Below are 19557 nucleotides of genomic sequence, written 5' to 3'. Positions count from 1 at the left end.
GGAGGATAATATGGCATCAACATTTTTTGGATTAACAATTGCATATACAGGATTGCAGGCGGCGCAGACCTCTATAAATGTTACATCACATAATCTTGCTAATATCAATAACCAGTCATATACGAAAGAAACAGCTTCAATTAAGGCTGGTGAGGCATTACGTTCATATGCTAAATATGGAACACTTGGAGCAGGAGTTATCGTTGATGCAATTAATCAGACGAGAGATTCTTACTATGATGAGAAGTACAGAAATAATTATACTAATTATGGACAGTACAATGTTAAGGATACATACATGTCACAGATACAGAATTATCTCAATGAGTTCACACTTAAGGGATATTCAACTGAGTATGAGAATTTCTTTGCAGCACTTAACCAGCTTGATCTTACGCCGGCTGATACATCCGCAAAGAACCAGCTTATCAATAATGCAAAGAGCATGACAGATTATTTTAATACTCTGGCTACTAATTTAAGGAATGTTCAGATAGACGCTAATAATGAGATTAAAGATACTGTTAACCAGATTAATTCTCTGGCACAGAGCATTTCTTCTCTTAATAAGCAGATTAACCAGATTCAGGCTAATTATGGCAATGCCAACGATCTTAAGGATCAGAGAAATGCTTTAATTGATGATCTTTCCAAGCTGGTTAATATATCAGTAAGTGAGTCAGATATTGGAAATAATCTTACAGACCTTCAGATTACAATTAATGGTAATTCGCTTGTTAATGGCTATAATTACCATACTCTTCAGACTGTTTCAAGAGATGAGCCAAGAAATGTATCAGATGCGGCAGGTCTGTATGACATACAGTGGGAGACCGGACAGTCATTTAACATATACAGCACTTCATTAGGCGGAGAGTTAAAGGGACTTATTGATATAAGAGACGGATGTAATGGTGAGATTGAAAAATATGCCACAACAACTGACGATGATGGCAATGAAACATATAAGACAGATGCAGAGGGTAATATCCTTACTGATACAGTAAGTAAGGTGGACAGCAATACTAATTATAAGGGAGTTCCTTATTATCAGGCACAGCTTAACCAGTTTATACAGACATTTGTATCATCAATCAATGAGATTCTTACAAAGGGTGTTACATCAGATGGATCGGCAAGCGGAATTCCACTTTTTGTAATGTCAGATGGAAGCAAGGCTCTTACAGCGTCAAGTGTAACAGTTAATCAGGATCTTATTGATAACGCGGACCTTCTTGCTACCAAGTACAAGGAAAGCGATGGAGAAGCCAATACAAGCCTGATTGTAGACCTTATCAATTCTAAAGATGCTAAGATATATGACGGAGGTACGGGAACATATTTCCTCGAAAGTATTGTCAGTGATATGTCAATAGATGCAAGTAAGGCAATTAATTTTACAAAGAATTACAACAATCTTAAGACAACTATACAGAATCAGAGATTATCTGTAATGGGTGTTGATACAGATGAAGAAGCCATGGATCTTGTAAAGTTCCAGCAGGCATATAATTTAAGTTCGAAGATGATGACTGTCATGAATCAGTTATATGACAGACTTATTAATAATACAGGTGTATAAAATAGTAAAAGAATTCTTCTCCTCACAATAGGGGCGGTTTTTGATTCGCGATATAAGGAGGCACAATATGCGTATTACTAACCAGATGATGGTAAACAGCTCAATATCCAATATTCAGGGAAATAAGAGCCAGCTTAATGATTTAAGTACACAGCTCTCAACACAGAAAAAGATTAATAAGCCTTCTGATGACCCTATTATAGCCATCAGGGCATTGAGACTGCGTTCAAGTCTTGATGAGGTAACACAGTATCTTGGAAAGAATATTCCTGATGCATCATCATGGTTAAGCGTAACTCATGATGCATTAGACGAAAGCAACAAGATTATACAGGATCTGTATAATTACTGTGTGCAGGGCTCTACGGATTCATATTCAGAATCTGAGCGTAACACTCTTGCTGAAAGTCTTAACAAGCTGGTGGAAGCTTATTATGAGCAGGGGAATGTTGATTATGCCGGAAGATATGTATTTACAGGACATGCTACAGATAAGCCTCTGACATATCAGTCAGATGAAACTGCTAAAGATGTTGATTATACAATTACACAGAACTTTACAAGGGAGGATTTATCTAATAAGACAGCATACACTAATGCATATACTAATGACGATATTATCAATCTTAATGTAAAGACAGACGCTAACGGAAATATAATCACACCTAATATAACAGATGTACACAGAATCCAGCTTGCATATGACGAGATTAACGGAAAAACATTTTCAATGAGCATGGGAGATAATAATTCTGCCAATATAACTATTGCTGATGATGGGAGTGTTACTGTAGATGGAGGACTTACTGTTACGGTAACTGATGCAGACGGTAATACAGCTGATACTGCTGTAAATGTTGTTACAACAACAGAACCTAATTATGTTCCGGGCGAGAATGAAATCGCAATTAACTCAACAACAGGCGAGCTTCTTCTTGGTGAGAATGTATACAAGTCAGTGTATGCTGATAATGCATTTTCAGTTACATACGAGAAGAGCAATTTTATAAAGGGTGACATTGACCCGACAATGTATTTTAACTGTGTTGATAATAATACAGGAATTGAGTACAACAAGCAGAGGGAGGATATTGAATATATCATTAATTTCTCACAGAAGATTAAGGTTAATACGGAAGCCGATGAAGCTTTCAATATATATCTTGGAAGAAATGTTGATGACCTTGTCAATGCGGTACAGAATGTCCTTGATATTAATGACCAGATATCAAAGATTGAGTCTATGCAGAAGGAAGGACAGTACAGCGATGAGGCTTCACAGAAGAAGTTAAGCGAGATTAAGGAAGGTCTTACAAAGCAGAGAGATTTTGCAAAATCTAAGATGAAAGATACTTTTGAAGCAGGAATCGGACAGATGCAGGGCTATCAGGAGCAGGTATCTAATGCGAAGGCTGATGTAGGAAACAGACAGATAAGACTGGATCTTACGAAGACACGACTTACAGAACAGAAGACTAATTTCACTGATCTTAAGTCTCAGAATGAAGACATTGATCTGGAAGAGATTGTTGTTACATATACATCAGCACAGCTTGTATATCAGGCAGCATTATCAGCAGCGAGCAAGGTTGTTCAGCAGACACTGCTTGATTTCCTTGGGTAGCCAGCATAAGCAGTATGCAAAGCTTATGAAGAAATAAGGATAGAATTAAGATTTGGAGGTTTGACATGAAAGTACAGACTAAATGGTTTGGTGAAATTGAGGTTAGTGAGGATAAAATCATTACATTTGACAAGGGAATCATTGGATTTGAGGACTGGAAGAAGTATACACTTGTGTATGATGCAGAGAAAGAAGAGAATATATCAATTATATGGCTTCAGGCGATTGATGAGCCAACACTTGCACTTCCTGTCATGAAGCCGGAATTCGTGTATGAGACATATGATCCTGTTGTTGAGGATGAACTTCTTAAGTCTCTCGGAGATGATATACAGGATGATAATATCAGAGTGTACTGTGCGCTCACGGTACCACAGGATATTACTAAGATGACAATTAATCTTAAAGCTCCTATCATCGTTGATTTTGATACAATGAAAGGAATACAGCTTATAGCAGATAATTCTGAATATCAGGTAAGATATCCTATATACGATATTCTAAAGAAGGAGGAGAACTAATATGCTCGCATTATCAAGAAAGAAAGACGAAGCAATCATTATTAACGATGATATTGAGATTACAATAATCGAAATCAAGGGCGATCAGGTAAAGCTTGGCATATCAGCTCCTAAGTCAGTGCCTATATATCGTAAGGAAGTGTATGCACAGATACTTGATTCTAATAAGGAAGCAGCAAGTTCGGTTGATGTGAAGTCTCTTAACCAGTTATTTAAGAAATGATTTGTTTTATTTGTGTATATTTTTGTCCAAAGGGTTAAATTTTACTTAACATTTTCCGATATATGCAGTACAACATGAATGTAACTACAGGATAAAGTTTTGTTTTCACACGGAGGTGGAATTGTATCATGGGAATGGAAGTTAATGGAGTAGCGGCAGCGTCAAGCTACCAGAGCCAGAATTTACAGGCTACTAAGCCGGTATCACAGGTAAGCAGTGTTACATCAGTTACAGATAAGAGCAATGAGGTTGTTGTTGATTCAGCGAAGTCAGCAGCATCTAATGTAGCAGTTTCTGTAGGACAGGCAGCAGACAGTGAGAAGAATGGCAGCAACGCTAATGACAATGACAAGGCAAAGAAGCAGGCTGAATCTATGGCTGATGTTAAGGATATAAGGAAGGTTCTTAACAACAACACAATCGCTGAATTCGGCTACAACGAACCAACTAACAGAATCACGATTAAGATTAAAGATAAAGATACAGACGAAGTTATTAAAGAGATACCTTCAGAGAAAGCTCTTGAGATGCTTGCCAAGGCATGGGAGCTTGCAGGTATCATGGTTGATGAGAGGAGATAAGCTATGGCAATAAGGCTATCTGGTATGGTATCGGGTATGGATACAGAATCACTTGTTTCAGCACTCGTATCATCGTATAAGTTAAAGAAGGATAATCTTGTTAAAGCTCAGACTAAGCTTTCATGGAAGCAGGAAAAGTGGAAGACCATGAATACAAGTATTTATGGCTTTTATAGTGGAAAGCTTTCAAGTGCAAGATTTTCTACAAGTTATAATCTGAAGACATCAAGTGTGTCTAATGATAAGTATGCCAAGGTAACAGCAAGTTCATCTGCTGTTAATGGTACACAGAGACTTAAGGTTAAGCAGCTGGCGTCAACAGGATATCTTACAGGTGGACAGATTAAAGCTGCTGATGGAAGCAAGATTACAGGTGATACTAAGGTATCAGACATAGTTGGAACAACAGATGGTTCTATAAGTTTTAAGACTGCTTCTGGAACCAAGAGTATTGATATAACATCAGATATGAATGTTAACCAGTTTGTATCTAAGTTAAAGGAAGCTGGCGTTAATGCAAGCTTTGATGAGAATAATGCAAGATTCTTTATAAGCTCTAAGGAGTCAGGCAAGGATAACGATTTCTCGCTTGTGGCTAATGACTCTAATGGACTTAATGCATTACAGAAGCTTGGAATATATACGGTTAATGATACTGATTCAGCAGAATATAAGAGGCTTGCAGCTTTAACAGAGGGCAGTGACGAGTATAATGCAGAAGTAGAGAGCATGTATACTAAGATTACAGCTGAGGATACTGCCAAGAGTTATGCTGATAAGTACAATACTGCCAAGAATAAGCTGGATGCACTGGCAGCAGATGATACATGGGATCATACATATACATTAGATGAATATGTGGCAAAGCTTAAGACAGAGACACCAGATATTCTTAATGCTTATGATAAGTATAAGAAGGAAAAGGTGGATTCAGAGGGCAATACAGTTAAAGATTCTGATGGCAATGTTGTGTACGAATATGACACAGAGGCTATGGAAAAAGATGGTGTCAAGGATGAATATGAGGCTGCGGTAAAGAAAAAAGCGTCTAATGAATCACTGATTAAGGTGTATGATGATAATTCCAAGGTTATACAGGATACTAAGGATTATGTGACAATCGGCGATGATGGAAAAGCTGTGGCAGATGCTTCTAATGCCAATGTATTACAGGAAGTAAGCGATACTAATGCTGACAGACAGGCCAAAGCTAAGGCATTACTTGATTCTAAAATTGCCATGGCATCAAATGTTGCTGGTAGTGCGTCATCTTCAGGTGCTGTCAGAATAACAGGACAGGATTCAGAGATTGAGCTTAATGGGGCAACATTTACTAACAACTCTAATAATTACTCAATCAATGGTCTTACAATCGAGGCAATGGAAGTTACCGGTAACGATGAAGTAACTATCACAACCAACACAGATGTGGATGGTATATATGATATGATTAAAGGCTTTCTTAAGGATTATAATGACCTTGTCAAGTCTGTAGATGTTGCCTACAATGCGGCAAGTTCTAAGGGTTATGAGCCTCTTACAAGTGATGAGAAAGATGCAATGTCTGATGATGAGGTTAAGAAGTGGGAAGAAAAGATTAAGGATTCACTTCTTAGAAAAGATTCAACACTTGGAAGTGTTCTTGATACTATGAAGAATGATATGGCAAAATCATTCAAGGTGGGAGATAAGTCATATTCACTTTCTAGTTTTGGAATAGCTACACTTGGATATTTTAATTCTCCAGAGAACGAAACAGGTGTATATCATATAGATGGTGATAAGGATGATTCTAAGACATCAGCTAATACAGATAAGTTAAGAGAGATGATATCTAATGACCCTGATACGGTTATATCATTCTTTTCACAGTTATCTACACAATTGTATACTGATCTTGGAAAGAAGATGGCAGCATCATCAACAAGCAGTGCTTATACTATATATAATGATAAGCAGATGAATACGCAGTATTCAGAGTATAATACTAAGATATCTGCGGCAGAAGACAAGGTTACTACATGGGAAGATTATTATTATAGTAAGTTCTCAGCAATGGAATCAGCGCTTGCCAAGATGAATGCGCAGTCATCATCGTTATCTGGACTTTTTGGATAATAGTACATATTAACAACCGCATAAGCATGGAAGCTTATGGGAAATGAGGAAAACATGGCATTTAATCAGAATATCGCACAGGAGTATAACCGTAATAAAATTCTTACAGCAAGTCCGGCTGAACTTACACTTATGCTTTATGAAGGGGCAATTAAATTCTGTAATATTGCATTAATTGCTATAGAGAAGCAGGACTATGAAAAAGCAAATATTAATATTAAGAAAGCTGAGAACATAATAACGGAGTTTAAGGTGACACTTAATCATAAGTATCCGGTTGCTAAGGATTTTGAAAATGTATATAATTATATATATTCATTATTGGTTGATGCTAATATTAAAAAAGACACTGAGATACTTAATAGGGCACTTGATGAAATCAGGGGCATGAGAGATACATGGAAAGAAGTTATGAACCGAACAAGGTCAATGAATAAGTAGGAGACAGGCATGACTACTAATTATCTTCAGATTATGATAGACAGTCTTAAGAAGAAGAAGGATATTCTTGATAAGATTATAGTTCTTAATGAGACTCAGAATAAGATACTTTCTAATACAGAGTTTGATCATGATGTATTTGAAAATAATATGCATGAAAAGGGTGAATGCATTGATGAATTGGAGAAGCTTGATGAAGGCTTTCAGAGTGTATTTGACCGTATTAAGGAAGAACTCAGTGATAATAAACAGATGTATTCTGATGAAATCGAAACTATGAAGACACTTATTAAAGCAGTTACAGAACTTGGTGCTAAGATAGAAGTTCAGGAAGCTCGAAATAAGGTTAAGGTTGAGGCAATGTTTCGTAGGGAACGTCAGGAGCATAAGGAAGCTAAAAGAAGTGCTTCAATGGCGAAGTCATATTATCAGAATATGAGCCGTGTAAGTGATGAACCTCAGTTTATGGATACGAAGCAGTAAAAGTTTTTTAAAAAGTTATATTATGGACTAAAGTTTTGGTACTAAGGTCCGATATATAAAGTACAAGGGAACAGAAAGTTTCCTGTAAACCATAACTAGATGTAGCAGGGACGCTGCATCACAATATAATTTCAAGGAGGAAAATATTATGGTAGTACAACACAATTTATCAGCAATGAACACAAACAGACAGATGGGTGTAGTTACAAGTGCACTCCAGAAGTCAACAGAGAAGTTATCATCAGGTTATAAGATTAACCGTGCTGGTGATGATGCAGCTGGTCTTTCAATCTCAGAGAAGATGAGAAGCCAGATCAGAGGTCTTAATAAGGCATCTGATAACGCACAGGATGGTATCTCACTTATTCAGGTAGCTGAAGGTGCTCTTAATGAGACACATTCAATTCTTCAGAGAATGAATGAGTTAGCAACACAGGCTGCTAATGATACTAACACAGCAACTGATAGAACTGCTATTGATGCTGAGATGAAACAGCTTACATCTGAGATTGACAGAATTAGAACAACAACACAGTTCAATACTCAGAATCTGTTAGACGGAAACTTCACTAAGAAGAATCTTCAGGTTGGTTCACTTTCAGGACAGACAATCCAGATTAGTATTAGTGATATGTCAGCATCTTCATTAGGATTAGCTGCTTCAGACATGAAGGTAGATACCAATGCAAATGCTGGTAAATCTATGTCGCTTATACAGAAGGCTATTGATTCTGTATCAACTCAGAGATCTACACTTGGTGCTCTTCAGAACAGACTTGAGCACACAATCAACAATCTGGATACAACAAGCGAGAATACTTCAGCAGCAGAGTCTCGTATTCGTGATACAGATATGGCTGATGAGATGGTACAGTACAGCAAGAATAATATTCTTTCACAGGCTGGACAGTCAATGCTTGCACAGGCTAATCAGCAGACACAGGGAGTTCTTTCACTTCTCGGATAATTATTACTACTATAAGCAAAGAGGCTGGTGTGTAACACCAGCCTTTTTGCTTATAATTTATATATAAGTTGATGATTGCAGGCATATATTAAATTATTATATATTACTAATAGAATGAGAGAAAATTATGCAATTTGATAGAAGTTTTTTTGAGGATGAAATAAGAAGTGGATTTTATGTTACTGCTGAGATGAAACAGGCATGGGCATCACAGCTTGAAGTATGGGAGGATTTTGACAGGGCTTGCAGAAAAAATGGGATAAAATATTTTGCTGATTGGGGAACTCTTTTGGGTGCAGTCAGGCATGGTGGTTTCATACCTTGGGATGATGATATGGATGTATGCATGAAAAGAGAAGATTATAATAGATTTAATCGGATGGCAAAGGATATAATGCCTTGTGGATATGATATATATAATATATATAGTGATGAAAATAACGATAATATGCTTACAAGAATAATCAATGGAAGAAATATAAGTTTTAGTAAAGAGCATCTTGAAAAATATCATGGATGTCCATATATAGCAGGATTGGATATATTTCCGTTAGATTATATTGCTATGAAACAAGAGGATGCTGATTTTCAAGAGGAAGTTATTAGTATAGTTATTAGGGTGAGCATATTTATAAAAAAACACAAAGATAAATTAAAAGATGAAGGAAATTTGGCAATTAAAAAGGAATTGGAATCGTATGTTAAACAGATAGAGCAACTGTGTGCCGTTACATTTGATAAAAATAAAGATATTCAACAGCAGATAAGGATGCTTATAGATAGATTATGTAGTTTATATAAGGAAAGGGAATCTAAAGAAATAGCTCCGCTACTTTTATGGATGGATAATAAAGAATTAAAATTCCCTAAAGAAATGTACACTGAACCAGTAATGCTTAAATTCGAAAATATATATGTGCCGGCTCCCTGTGAGTATGATTATGTTCTAAAAAAAGAATATGGTGATTATCATAAAGTTGTGCTTGAGTCAGATGATGCACATGAATATCCGTATTATTATAAGTATAAAAAGTTCCTTGCAGATAATGGGATACAGATGTGTACATTCAAAATAAATATGACAGAATATGACAAGTTCATGAATAATATACATGAAGAACGAAAGAAACGCAGATTAACAAAAAAAGATAATAAAAAAAAGATACTTTTTATGCCATTCAAAGCTCAAAATTGGAAAAATATGGAGCCTTTATGGCGTAAATATATAGAAGATGCTAATAACGATGTGATTGTTATGCCAATATCATATTACTACAAGAATATAGATGGAACAGTTGAACAGTATATTGAAAATGAAAAGTATCCTGAATATATTCATGTAATATCCGAGGATGATTATGATATTACTACTTGTTATCAGGATGAAATAGTTATTCAGAATCCGTATGATGAGTATAATGTTGCGACAACAGTGCACCCTAAGTATTATGCAAAAACTTTAATTCAAAATACGGATAAACTTACATATGTTCCGTGGTTTGTAACAGATGAAATACAACAGGATGATATGCGTTCAGATAAGAGCATGGATGCATATGTTAATGTGCCTGGGGTTGTATATGCAGATGAGGTGATAGTTCAATCTGATAATATCAGAAATCTTTATATAAGAAAATTAGCAGGTATATATGGAGATGAAACTACATCAATATGGCAAAATAAGATAATAGCAGAGATATAGGATGGAGAAAAAATGCATATCAATGATGAACAGATATCGATGAATCAGGATGAAATTGTATCATGTGTGACAGAATTATTAGATGGAATTGATAATAATGAATTATCAGATTTATATGAATTTAAAAAATATAAATATAAACATCTTGTTGCACTTTTTTTGTCAAAGAATATTATAAGTGGAGGAAATGAACTTTATAGATATGTATACAGAATGGTAAATGATTTAGCATGCAAAACAGTGAATGGCAAATATAAAAATAATGAAAAGGTAAAGGTATGTTTTCTGGCAATATCTGCTGCAGAATGGCCGGCAGAGAGATTGTATAAATATTTATATAATGATGAAAGGTTTGAGGTGAAGGTTATACCAGTTCCGTTAATTGGAAGAGATTCAGAAGATAGGAAAAGAATGTATAATCAGACATATTTGTTTTTTCAGAATGAAGGATATCAGGTTGAGAAAATATATGATACAGATACAGAAGAAGTCAGAACATGGGATGACATAAATTGGATGCCTGATATTGTTGTACATGTTAGTCCCTGGTATTTAGATATTGTAAAATGTTACCAGATAACAGAATTGCCGTTATCTGTGATAAATATATATATATCTTATGGATTAAGCGTTGCGGGTTTAAATAATAACAAATATGAAATACAGTGTCAGTGTGATAAGGAATTTATGAATCTTATGTGGAGAGTTTATACTGAGACACCTAAAAATTATAATAATTTTGTGCAATTTCAGACTTTGAATGCTTGTAATGTAAGATATAGTGGATATTGTAAAATGGATTATTTTTATGAGGAGCATAAATATGATGAAAATTATATCAGAAATATGTGGAAGGTGCCTATCGGAAGAGATGAAAAGGATTTTAAGAAAGTAATAATAGCACCTCATTACACGGTAGGAAATACATCGTTATTAAAATTGTCTACGTTTGCAGATAATATGTTTTTTTGGAGATTTATTGCAAAAAAATATAGTGATAAAGTTTTATTTGTATTCAAACCACATCCAAATCTTAGAAATAATCTGATAATAAATGGATATATGGAATCTGTAGATGAATACGACAGATATCTAGATGATTTAAGGAAGTTAAATAATTTTTCAGTAATGGAAGAAGCAGATTATCTTACTTTATTTGACACATCGGATGCTATGATTACTGATTCGGCGTCTTTTATAGGAGAGTACATATATACAGGAAAACCATTGCTTCATCTTACCAGGCCAGAACAGCAATATAATGCACTTGGATTGGAATTGCAGAAAGCACATTATCATGTGTCTGGAAAAGATTATATTGGAATTGATGAATTTTTATATGATGTTGTTATATCTGGAAATGATACAATGAAGGAGAAAAGGAAACAGGTATATTTAGAAGAACTTGATTATGTTGAAAAGAATGGGAAGAAAGCGGCACAATATATCTATGATGATATTATAGATAATCTGTTTAAAAATGCCTGAGATTATTCATATAGCTTATCTATATAAAAGAAAATACTGTTGTAAAGAGGGTAATGTTAAAATATATGATTATAATTGATATATTATCTCCTGTTGGAGGAAAGAAGGGCGGAATTGAAAATGTAATAAAACAGTGGACGGAAAATCTTCCATTGATGGGATTTGAGGTTAGAGTAATACATATGTCACCAGGAATTAAATATTTAAATGGATATGATAAAGCATATGCATTTAACGATGGTGGGAATAATGATATAGATCAAAAACTGAAGCTTTTTGTTCGAAATTATGCTGGTTTTATTCTAAAATATGGAATGCCTGATATATGTATAGCAATTAACTGGCCAGTAATGAGTGTGGTAGCGGATACTGTTAGAAAAATACTTAAAGTAAATTTTAAAGTTATATCATGGGTACACAATTCTATAATAGAATATAAACATGCAGGTTTAGGTGGAGTTGATGAGATGTTGTGTGCTGATGCGCATTTGTGTATTAGTAGAAATAATGAGAAAAATTTACTTAACAGGACAAAGAAAGAAAGTGTGTATTATGTTGGAAATCCAGTTAAAATGCAGAAATTTATAGAGAGAACCAATGGGGAAAAACAACTGTGTTACGTAGGAAGACTTCAGGAAATTAAGAGGGTAGATATTATTTTAGAAGCATTATATAGAGCACATAATAAATGGAATCTGAGAGTTGTTGGTGATGGAGAATCATTGCAGGAACTGATTAAAATAACCGAATATTTAGAATTGCAGGAACAAGTTGAGTATATAGGATGGAAAGAGAATCCATGGGAGTATTGTAAAGATGCATGTGCATTAGTTGCAGCATCAGAGTATGAAGGGTATATGCTTACGGGAGCAGAAGCAATGTCTATGGGATTAACAGTAATATCTACGCCGGTTGAGGGATTGATAGATTATCTTATACCAGGCAGGAATGGATATTTGTTTGAAAAGAATAATGCTAAGGAATTAGCGGCAATTCTTGATTATTTGTATGAAGGAAAACTTCCTTTATGTGATAGACGAGAATGTAAAAAATCGGTTGAAGAATTAAAGGATACATATTATTTTGAAAAAATAAAAAAAATTATGGAGGAAGTAATGGATACATGAACAGGGTGTTGACATTTGGAGTGTATGATTATTTTCATCTTGGCCATCTGAGATTGTTCAAACAATGCAAAGAATATGGAGATTATCTGATTGTTGCTGTACAGGATGGGGACTATATAAAAAAATATAAACCAGGTGTTAATATATTATATTCAACAGAGGAAAGGGTTGAAATAATAGAGGCATTAAAAGTGGTAGATAGAGTGGTTGTATATCAAACTGTATGTACAGATTTTCTTGAAACAATAGATTTTGAAGTTCTAGCTCTAGGAGAAGATCATGTAGGAGAGAGATTTGACAAGATTGTAGAATGGTGTGATACGAATGAAAAGAAGGTTGTCAGATTAAAACGAACGAAAGGTATAAGTTCAACAATTGTAAAGGACAGAGTAAAATCATTAAAATAAAGGAAAACAGCCATGACAGAAGAATGAAAGTAGATGGTACATACAATAAAACAAATTTGGAAATAATTTTTAATCTGCGATTATATATTTGATTGCATTAATTAAATTATAAATAAAAGGTGAATTGAATAAAATGAGAGTTAATGAAAAACACGTGAATATTGATTATCAGAAGACTAAAGATTTTTTCAAACACAGAGCAGAAAAGTTTCAAGAAAATAACCCATATTCCGTAACAATGTATCAGGATAATAATAAGGAGTTGGTAAGAGAACGAAATGAATATGAAACTGAAAAATTACTTTCTCTACTTAGTATAGATAAAGAGTCTGAAATTTTAGATGTGGCATGCGGTATTGGAAGATGGGCTGATGCGATTAAAACAGAGGTGAAGAAATACTGTGGCATTGATTTTAGCGATGAATTAATCCGAATTGCAACTGAGAGAAATAAAAGAGATAATTATTATTATTATGTGGGTTCAACAAGTCAATTGGAGAAAATAATAAAACAAAAAAGGAAAGGAAAATTTAACATAGTTTTAATTGTCGGAATTATGTTGTACTTGAACGATAATGATGTGATTGAAATGCTACAGCAAATTGAGAGGTGCTGTGAAAAGGAAGCAGTTATATGCATCAGAGAACCTATTGGGATTGAAGAACGCCTTACATTGAAAGATTATTATTCGGATGAATTGAAGTGTGATTATAATGCAATATATAGAACAAGAGATGAAATAAAAGAAATTTTAAAAGATACATTATTGAATAAAAATTTTGCTATAGAAACAGAGAGATTCCTGTTTGAAACTGATGAGTTAAATAACAGGAAAGAAACAAAACAATATTATTATATTTTAAAAAGAAAATGATAAATAGGGGTTAAGTATTTAGAAATGAGACCGATAAATAATACATAAGTGATAAACAGATAACAATAATAAATCGTGTTTATTAATTAATATAAAATGGAGTTATATATATCAAGGAGGAATTAATTATGGTAGTACAGCATAACCTTTCAGCAATGAACACAAACAGACAGATGGGAATGGTAACAAGTGCCCTTCAGAAGTCAACAGAGAAATTATCATCAGGATATAAGATTAACAGAGCAGCAGATGATGCAGCAGGTCTTTCAATCTCAGAAAAGATGAGAGCTCAGATTAAAGGTCTTGATAAAGCATCTGCCAATGCACAGGATGGTATCTCACTTATTCAGGTAGCTGAAGGTGCTCTTAATGAGACACATTCAATTCTTCAGAGAATGAATGAATTAGCAACACAGGCTGCTAATGATACTAACACAACAACAGACAGAACTGCTATTGATGCAGAGATGAAACAACTTACAGCTGAGATTGACAGAATTAAAACAACAACACAGTTCAATACTCAGAATCTGTTAGATGGAAACTTCACTAAGAAGAATCTTCAGGTTGGTTCACTTTCAGGACAGACAATCCAGATTAGTATTAGTGATATGTCAGCATCTTCATTAGGATTAGCTGCTTCGGACATCAAGGTAGATACCAATGCAAATGCTGGTAAATCTATGTCACTTATTCAGAAGGCTATTGATTCAGTGTCAACTCAGAGATCTACACTTGGTGCTCTTCAGAACAGACTTGAGCACACAATTAACAACCTGGATACAACAAGTGAGAATACATCTGCAGCAGAGTCTCGTATCCGTGATACAGATATGGCTGATGAGATGGTACAGTACAGCAAGAATAATATTCTTGCACAGGCTGGACAGTCAATGCTTACACAGGCTAATCAGCAGACACAGGGTGTACTTTCATTATTACAGTAAAACATATGATACATTAAGTTTATTTGCTGATATCAAACAAATTACTGATTGTTTGATATCAGCTTTTTTATTAATGTTTGAAGATTAGGACAATCTATGGGGAAAATATTATTTTATCAATGGAATGCATTCATGCAAAGGGGTATTGAGAATGCACTTAAAGCATTGCATATAGATTATGATACCTACTATGATATTCCAAAAAATTGGGATAAAGATGTTGCGTTTTCTAATAGATTTATTAAGAAAATTGAAAAAGAAAATTATTCGAAGATATTGTCAGTTAATTTTTTACCATTAATTTCAGATATATGTGAGAATAAAAATATAAAGTATATTTCGTGGGTATACGATTCACCATTGCATATTAGAAGAAAAAATACTCTGAAAAATGCATGTAACACAATATACTTCTTTGATCGTGTGCAGGCGGACACATACAGACAAGAAGGAGTAGAGGGTGCCAGATATTTGCCACTTGCATCAAGTCCGAAGGTGTTTGGAATAGGTGAAACTGTGTCAGATAATAAAGAGTACACATCGGATGTGGCTTTTCTTGGACAATTGTACAAATCTGAATTTTATGATATAGCTGGTGGATTAAGTCAATATAATCGAGGATATCTGGAAGCTGTTATGGATGCACAAATCGTAATGCCACAAGGATATCTTGTGGATGAGATGTTGGATTCTGATGTTATGGGCAGTATAAATAAAGATTTTCTAAAAAAAAGCAATGGAACATATATGGTAACAAAGGAGGAATTATCATATACTCTAGCTAAAGAGATTACAGGAAGACTGCGTGTTACTGCACTTTCTGTGCTTCAGAACAGATTTGATGTGGATGTGTATTCTGGTGATAGATCAGAACAGCTTAATAATGTGAATTACAAAGGATACGCAGATTATTACGACAGAATGCCAGAGGTGTTTACGAGAAGTAAAATAAATCTTAACATATCACTATGCACTATCCAGTCGGGGATTCCATTGAGAGTGATTGATATTATGGCCTGCAGAGGATTTGTTATTTCTAATGCACAGCCTGAGTTGTATGAATATTTTGTTCCGGGTCAGGATATTGAAATATATGAAGATATTCCAGATCTTGTATATAAGGTAAAATATTATCTGGAACATGAAGAGCAACGAAAACAAATTGCAGAGAATGGATATAAAAAGGTATGTACAGAATTTAATTTTGAACACAGAGTAAAGACAATGTTAGAAATCTAAAGCGTAAATATCAGGAGGAATACTATGGATTTGAATAAATATGGATACAATGGATTTGCCCCAAAACCCCAATTTAATACAAAATTTTACAAAGGAGAGGATTTGTACTCTGATGGGGATATAGAAGATGAGGTTATTAAAATTATTGCTAAAAATGAAACAACTGACTATGAAAGATACATAAATGAGAACTACTCATGGCCAGTTTTTTATCATTTGACTAGAATTAGACAGAATCTGCTTAACTGGTATCCGTTTAATGAAGATGCAGATGTGCTTGAAATTGGCTGTGGTATGGGAGCAATTACAGAATTACTCTGTAAAAAATGCTCAAATGTTACAGCTGTTGAATTGTCTAAAAGAAGAGCAACTGCTACATACTTAAGATGTAGGGCATATGAAAACCTTGAGATAATTGTTGGAAATCTAAATGATATAGAATTTAATAAAAAATATGATTATATTACTCTTATAGGCGTATTAGAATATCAAAATAATTATACAGCATCTGAAAATCCGTTTAAAGATTTTTTGGTTAAAATTAAGAAATTACTCAAGCCAGATGGGAAATTACTTATAGCAATCGAAAATAAATATGGATTGAAATATTGGTGTGGAGCACCTGAAGATCATAGTGGAATACCATTTGATGGGATTAATGATTATAAATATAGCAATATTGCAAGAACGTTTTCTAAGAAGCAATTGGAAAACATTATTAAACAGTCAGGGTTTGATAAAACGTTTTTTTACTATCCGTTGCCAGATTATAAGATGCCACAGGTTATATATTCAGATGATTATCTTCCGTTAAATGGATCAGTTGATAACTGGATTCCTTATTACCAGCCTAATAATAAATCAATGATATCAGATGAGGAACATCTTTATAAGGATTTAGTAGATAATGGTGTGTTTGAATTCTTTGCAAATTCATTTTTGGTAGAATGTGCGGGAACTAATATAGAAGTTGGTAGAGTATCATATGCAGTTGATAGTCCGTTTAGAAAAGCAAAATATAGCTTAATTACAGCATTTTCAAAAGAAAAAGGCTTTTACAAAAAGGCAGAAGATGTAAGTGAGTCATTGCTGTATCAGATTAAAGCTAATCATGATGATATAGCAAATCATGGGATTAATATCTGCAAAACACAGGTAGATGGCAATATTTTGTATATTGAAAGAGCAACTGGGAAACCGCTTACAGATATTCTTATAGAGGCATACGATAGTGGTAACAAAGAGAAAATATATGGATTATGGGATAGAATCTATGATGAAATTAAAAGAAGTTCTGAGACGGCAAATGAATTATCTACAAATTTCGACTTCATGAACACTCCAAAGTTAAATCATGATGATAAAATATTGTTGAATGCATATATTGATATGATTCATAAGAATTGTTTTATAGATGAAGAGGGAAAGTTTAAATGGATAGATCAGGAGTGGTGTGTTAAGAATATACCAGCAAGTTATTTGCTATACCACAATATATTAGAATTATATATGTCAAACAGGTATTTAAATACAATTGTTTCGTTTGATGAAGTTATGGAATATTATGGATTGAAAGACAATGCAGATTATTATACAGTAATAAGGGAACAGATAATGAATGAAATTTTTGATGGCTATATCTGCTCTAATTATGCTAAATTGTCAAAAAATGATAATAAGGCAATTGCTGATAATGTTACAATGTTATATCGAAGTATGACAGAAATTAAATTAAATGAAGTAGAATGTAAAGTTAATGAGGTAATTGATAAGTATGGAATAAAAGGAATGATAGAATATGTAAGTTCATTATCAAATGATTCAATACTTAATAATATTCCAGCAGTCCCACAATTTATAGTCAGATATCTAAAAAGCAGTGAAAAAGAAAAGCGTATAATAGAGAATCAAGTTACAAGCTATCAGGATATAAAGGAACAAATCTAATAGAGGAAGAGATGCATGGATAAACAACAATATAAACAATATGTTACTGATTTGCTGAATGAACATAACAGACAGTCAATAGATGAATTAGTTGCATTATATGAGGATAGAGATTTTATCAGGGATTATGCATCAGAGGATACAGAGTTAGGATATATATATATAGTTACATGTATATATCGTGAGGAACATAATGAACATATAAAAAATAATATTATGTCTGTCAGGAGAACAAAAGAAAGACTGATACAAATAATTACATATTGTAAATTTCTATTGTGGCGTATTGAGTTAATGTTCGATGATGAAGCTGTTGAAGAGCTGATGAGGTATCTTGATTATGAAAAGCTTTCTGTGATTTTTTTAGTAGAGATGATAAGGATTGGCTCAATAGATAAAATTTCTATGTATATAAAATTAAGTGAGGTATATAAGAAACAGATGTTAGATACATATGCCTTTCAATTATTAAGATATGCTAACAATCAGGAACCAGGGAACGAGCAGATAGTATGTATGTTAGCAGATATGTGCATTCAATATGGGAATATTGAATCAGCAAAGAAACTATTAGAAACGATAGAGAAGCCGGGTAGAATCACAGAAGTGTTGTTAAGAAAGGTGTATTCGGATGAATGATAAAAAGATATGTTTTATCATGTGTGTCAATAATGAGATGTATGAAGAAGAATGTTTGTATTATATCAATCATTTAGTGATTCCAAATGGATATGAAATAGATGTTATATCAATCAAAGAAGCAAAGTCCATGACAGAGGGATACAATGCAGCAATGGTAGCTACAGATGCTAAATACAAAATATATATGCATCAGGATGTTTTTTTAGTGAAATCAGATTTTATACAGGATATGTTAGATGTGTTTTCCAATCCAGAAGTTGGAATGATTGGGATGGTTGGAGCGGAGGAATTGTCTAAGGATGGATGTATGTGGAATGGTGACAGAGTAGGCAGAATTTATTCGAGTAACATTGTAAGTACACAACTATTTGTTGCATCAGATAAGCAAAACAAACCATATACAGAAGTAGAAGCAGTTGATGGACTATTTATTGCGACACAATATGATGTAAAATGGCGTGAAGATATTTTTGATGGATGGGATTTTTATGACATATCACAAAGCGAAGAATTTCATAGAGCAGGATATAAAGTAGTAGTTCCTTATATGGATAAACCATGGTGCCTCCATGATGATGGAATACTTAATCTGGGAAATTATGATAAATATAGGCAAATATTTCTTAAAGAATATAAAAGGTGAA

Annotated in this window: 19 protein-coding genes; all 19 read left to right on the top strand. The window is 33.8% G+C overall.

Annotation, left to right across the window (positions count from 1 at the left end):
• Positions 1–10: 10 nt before the first annotated feature.
• Positions 11–1582, top strand: coding sequence for a flagellar hook-associated protein FlgK (gene flgK / locus GKE48_RS00845; RefSeq protein ID WP_154300274.1), 1572 nt, complete (start codon positions 11–13; stop codon positions 1580–1582).
• A gap of 67 nt (positions 1583–1649) precedes the next feature.
• Positions 1650–3206: a flagellar hook-associated protein FlgL gene (gene flgL, locus GKE48_RS00840; protein ID WP_154300273.1), complete on the top strand. Its 1557-nt coding sequence runs from the start codon at positions 1650–1652 to the stop codon at positions 3204–3206.
• A 65-nt stretch (positions 3207–3271) separates the two neighbouring features.
• Positions 3272–3727, top strand: coding sequence for a flagellar assembly protein FliW (gene fliW / locus GKE48_RS00835; RefSeq protein WP_055287084.1), 456 nt, complete (start codon positions 3272–3274; stop codon positions 3725–3727).
• A gap of 1 nt (position 3728) precedes the next feature.
• Positions 3729–3950: a carbon storage regulator CsrA gene (csrA, locus tag GKE48_RS00830; protein ID WP_022097402.1), complete on the top strand. Its 222-nt coding sequence runs from the start codon at positions 3729–3731 to the stop codon at positions 3948–3950.
• A gap of 128 nt (positions 3951–4078) precedes the next feature.
• Positions 4079–4531, top strand: coding sequence for a flagellar protein FlaG (locus GKE48_RS00825; RefSeq protein WP_154300272.1), 453 nt, complete (start codon positions 4079–4081; stop codon positions 4529–4531).
• Between the two features lie 3 nt (positions 4532–4534).
• Positions 4535–6649 (top strand): flagellar filament capping protein FliD, encoded by a 2115-nt coding sequence (gene fliD / locus GKE48_RS00820; RefSeq protein ID WP_154300271.1) that lies wholly within the window; start codon positions 4535–4537, stop codon positions 6647–6649.
• A 54-nt stretch (positions 6650–6703) separates the two neighbouring features.
• The gene (fliS, locus tag GKE48_RS00815) at positions 6704–7090 is read left to right on the top strand and encodes a flagellar export chaperone FliS (protein ID WP_012738512.1); all 387 of its coding nucleotides are present in this window, start codon (positions 6704–6706) and stop codon (positions 7088–7090) included.
• Between the two features lie 9 nt (positions 7091–7099).
• Entirely contained in the window at positions 7100–7573 is a 474-nt protein-coding gene (locus GKE48_RS00810; RefSeq protein WP_012738513.1) for a hypothetical protein, read from the top strand.
• A gap of 148 nt (positions 7574–7721) precedes the next feature.
• Positions 7722–8540 carry a flagellin N-terminal helical domain-containing protein gene (locus tag GKE48_RS00805; protein WP_119226027.1) on the top strand — a complete coding sequence of 273 codons (819 nt, stop codon included), beginning with the start codon at positions 7722–7724 and terminating at the stop codon, positions 8538–8540.
• Positions 8541–8667: 127 nt separating this feature from the next.
• The gene (locus GKE48_RS00800; RefSeq protein WP_154300270.1) at positions 8668–10242 is read left to right on the top strand and encodes a LicD family protein; all 1575 of its coding nucleotides are present in this window, start codon (positions 8668–8670) and stop codon (positions 10240–10242) included.
• A 12-nt stretch (positions 10243–10254) separates the two neighbouring features.
• The gene (locus tag GKE48_RS00795; RefSeq protein WP_154300269.1) at positions 10255–11730 is read left to right on the top strand and encodes a CDP-glycerol glycerophosphotransferase family protein; all 1476 of its coding nucleotides are present in this window, start codon (positions 10255–10257) and stop codon (positions 11728–11730) included.
• Positions 11731–11783: 53 nt separating this feature from the next.
• A complete protein-coding gene (locus GKE48_RS00790; protein WP_154300268.1) occupies positions 11784–12857 on the top strand; it encodes a glycosyltransferase in 1074 nt (357 codons plus the stop codon).
• Positions 12854–13264 (top strand): FAD synthase family protein, encoded by a 411-nt coding sequence (locus GKE48_RS00785; RefSeq protein WP_154300267.1) that lies wholly within the window; start codon positions 12854–12856, stop codon positions 13262–13264. Before GKE48_RS00790 ends, GKE48_RS00785 begins: the two co-directional genes overlap by 4 nt.
• 133 nt (positions 13265–13397) lie before the next feature.
• Positions 13398–14138, top strand: coding sequence for a class I SAM-dependent methyltransferase (locus tag GKE48_RS00780; RefSeq protein WP_154300266.1), 741 nt, complete (start codon positions 13398–13400; stop codon positions 14136–14138).
• A gap of 128 nt (positions 14139–14266) precedes the next feature.
• A complete protein-coding gene (locus GKE48_RS00775) occupies positions 14267–15085 on the top strand; it encodes a flagellin N-terminal helical domain-containing protein (RefSeq protein WP_154300265.1) in 819 nt (272 codons plus the stop codon).
• A gap of 96 nt (positions 15086–15181) precedes the next feature.
• Positions 15182–16324 (top strand): CgeB family protein, encoded by a 1143-nt coding sequence (locus GKE48_RS00770; RefSeq protein WP_154300264.1) that lies wholly within the window; start codon positions 15182–15184, stop codon positions 16322–16324.
• Between the two features lie 24 nt (positions 16325–16348).
• Entirely contained in the window at positions 16349–18271 is a 1923-nt protein-coding gene (locus GKE48_RS00765) for a class I SAM-dependent methyltransferase (protein ID WP_154300263.1), read from the top strand.
• A gap of 15 nt (positions 18272–18286) precedes the next feature.
• On the top strand, positions 18287–18910 hold the full coding sequence (locus GKE48_RS00760) for a tetratricopeptide repeat protein (protein WP_154300262.1): 624 nt from the start codon (positions 18287–18289) through the stop codon (positions 18908–18910).
• The gene (locus GKE48_RS00755; protein WP_154300261.1) at positions 18903–19556 is read left to right on the top strand and encodes a glycosyltransferase family protein; all 654 of its coding nucleotides are present in this window, start codon (positions 18903–18905) and stop codon (positions 19554–19556) included. Before GKE48_RS00760 ends, GKE48_RS00755 begins: the two co-directional genes overlap by 8 nt.
• Position 19557: the final 1 nt, after the last annotated feature.

This window comes from Lachnospira eligens (assembly GCF_009680455.1).
Taxonomy (GTDB): domain Bacteria; phylum Bacillota; class Clostridia; order Lachnospirales; family Lachnospiraceae; genus Lachnospira; species Lachnospira eligens_A.
Note: the sequence above shows the minus strand (reverse complement) of the source record. Positions and strands in the feature narration are given on the sequence as shown.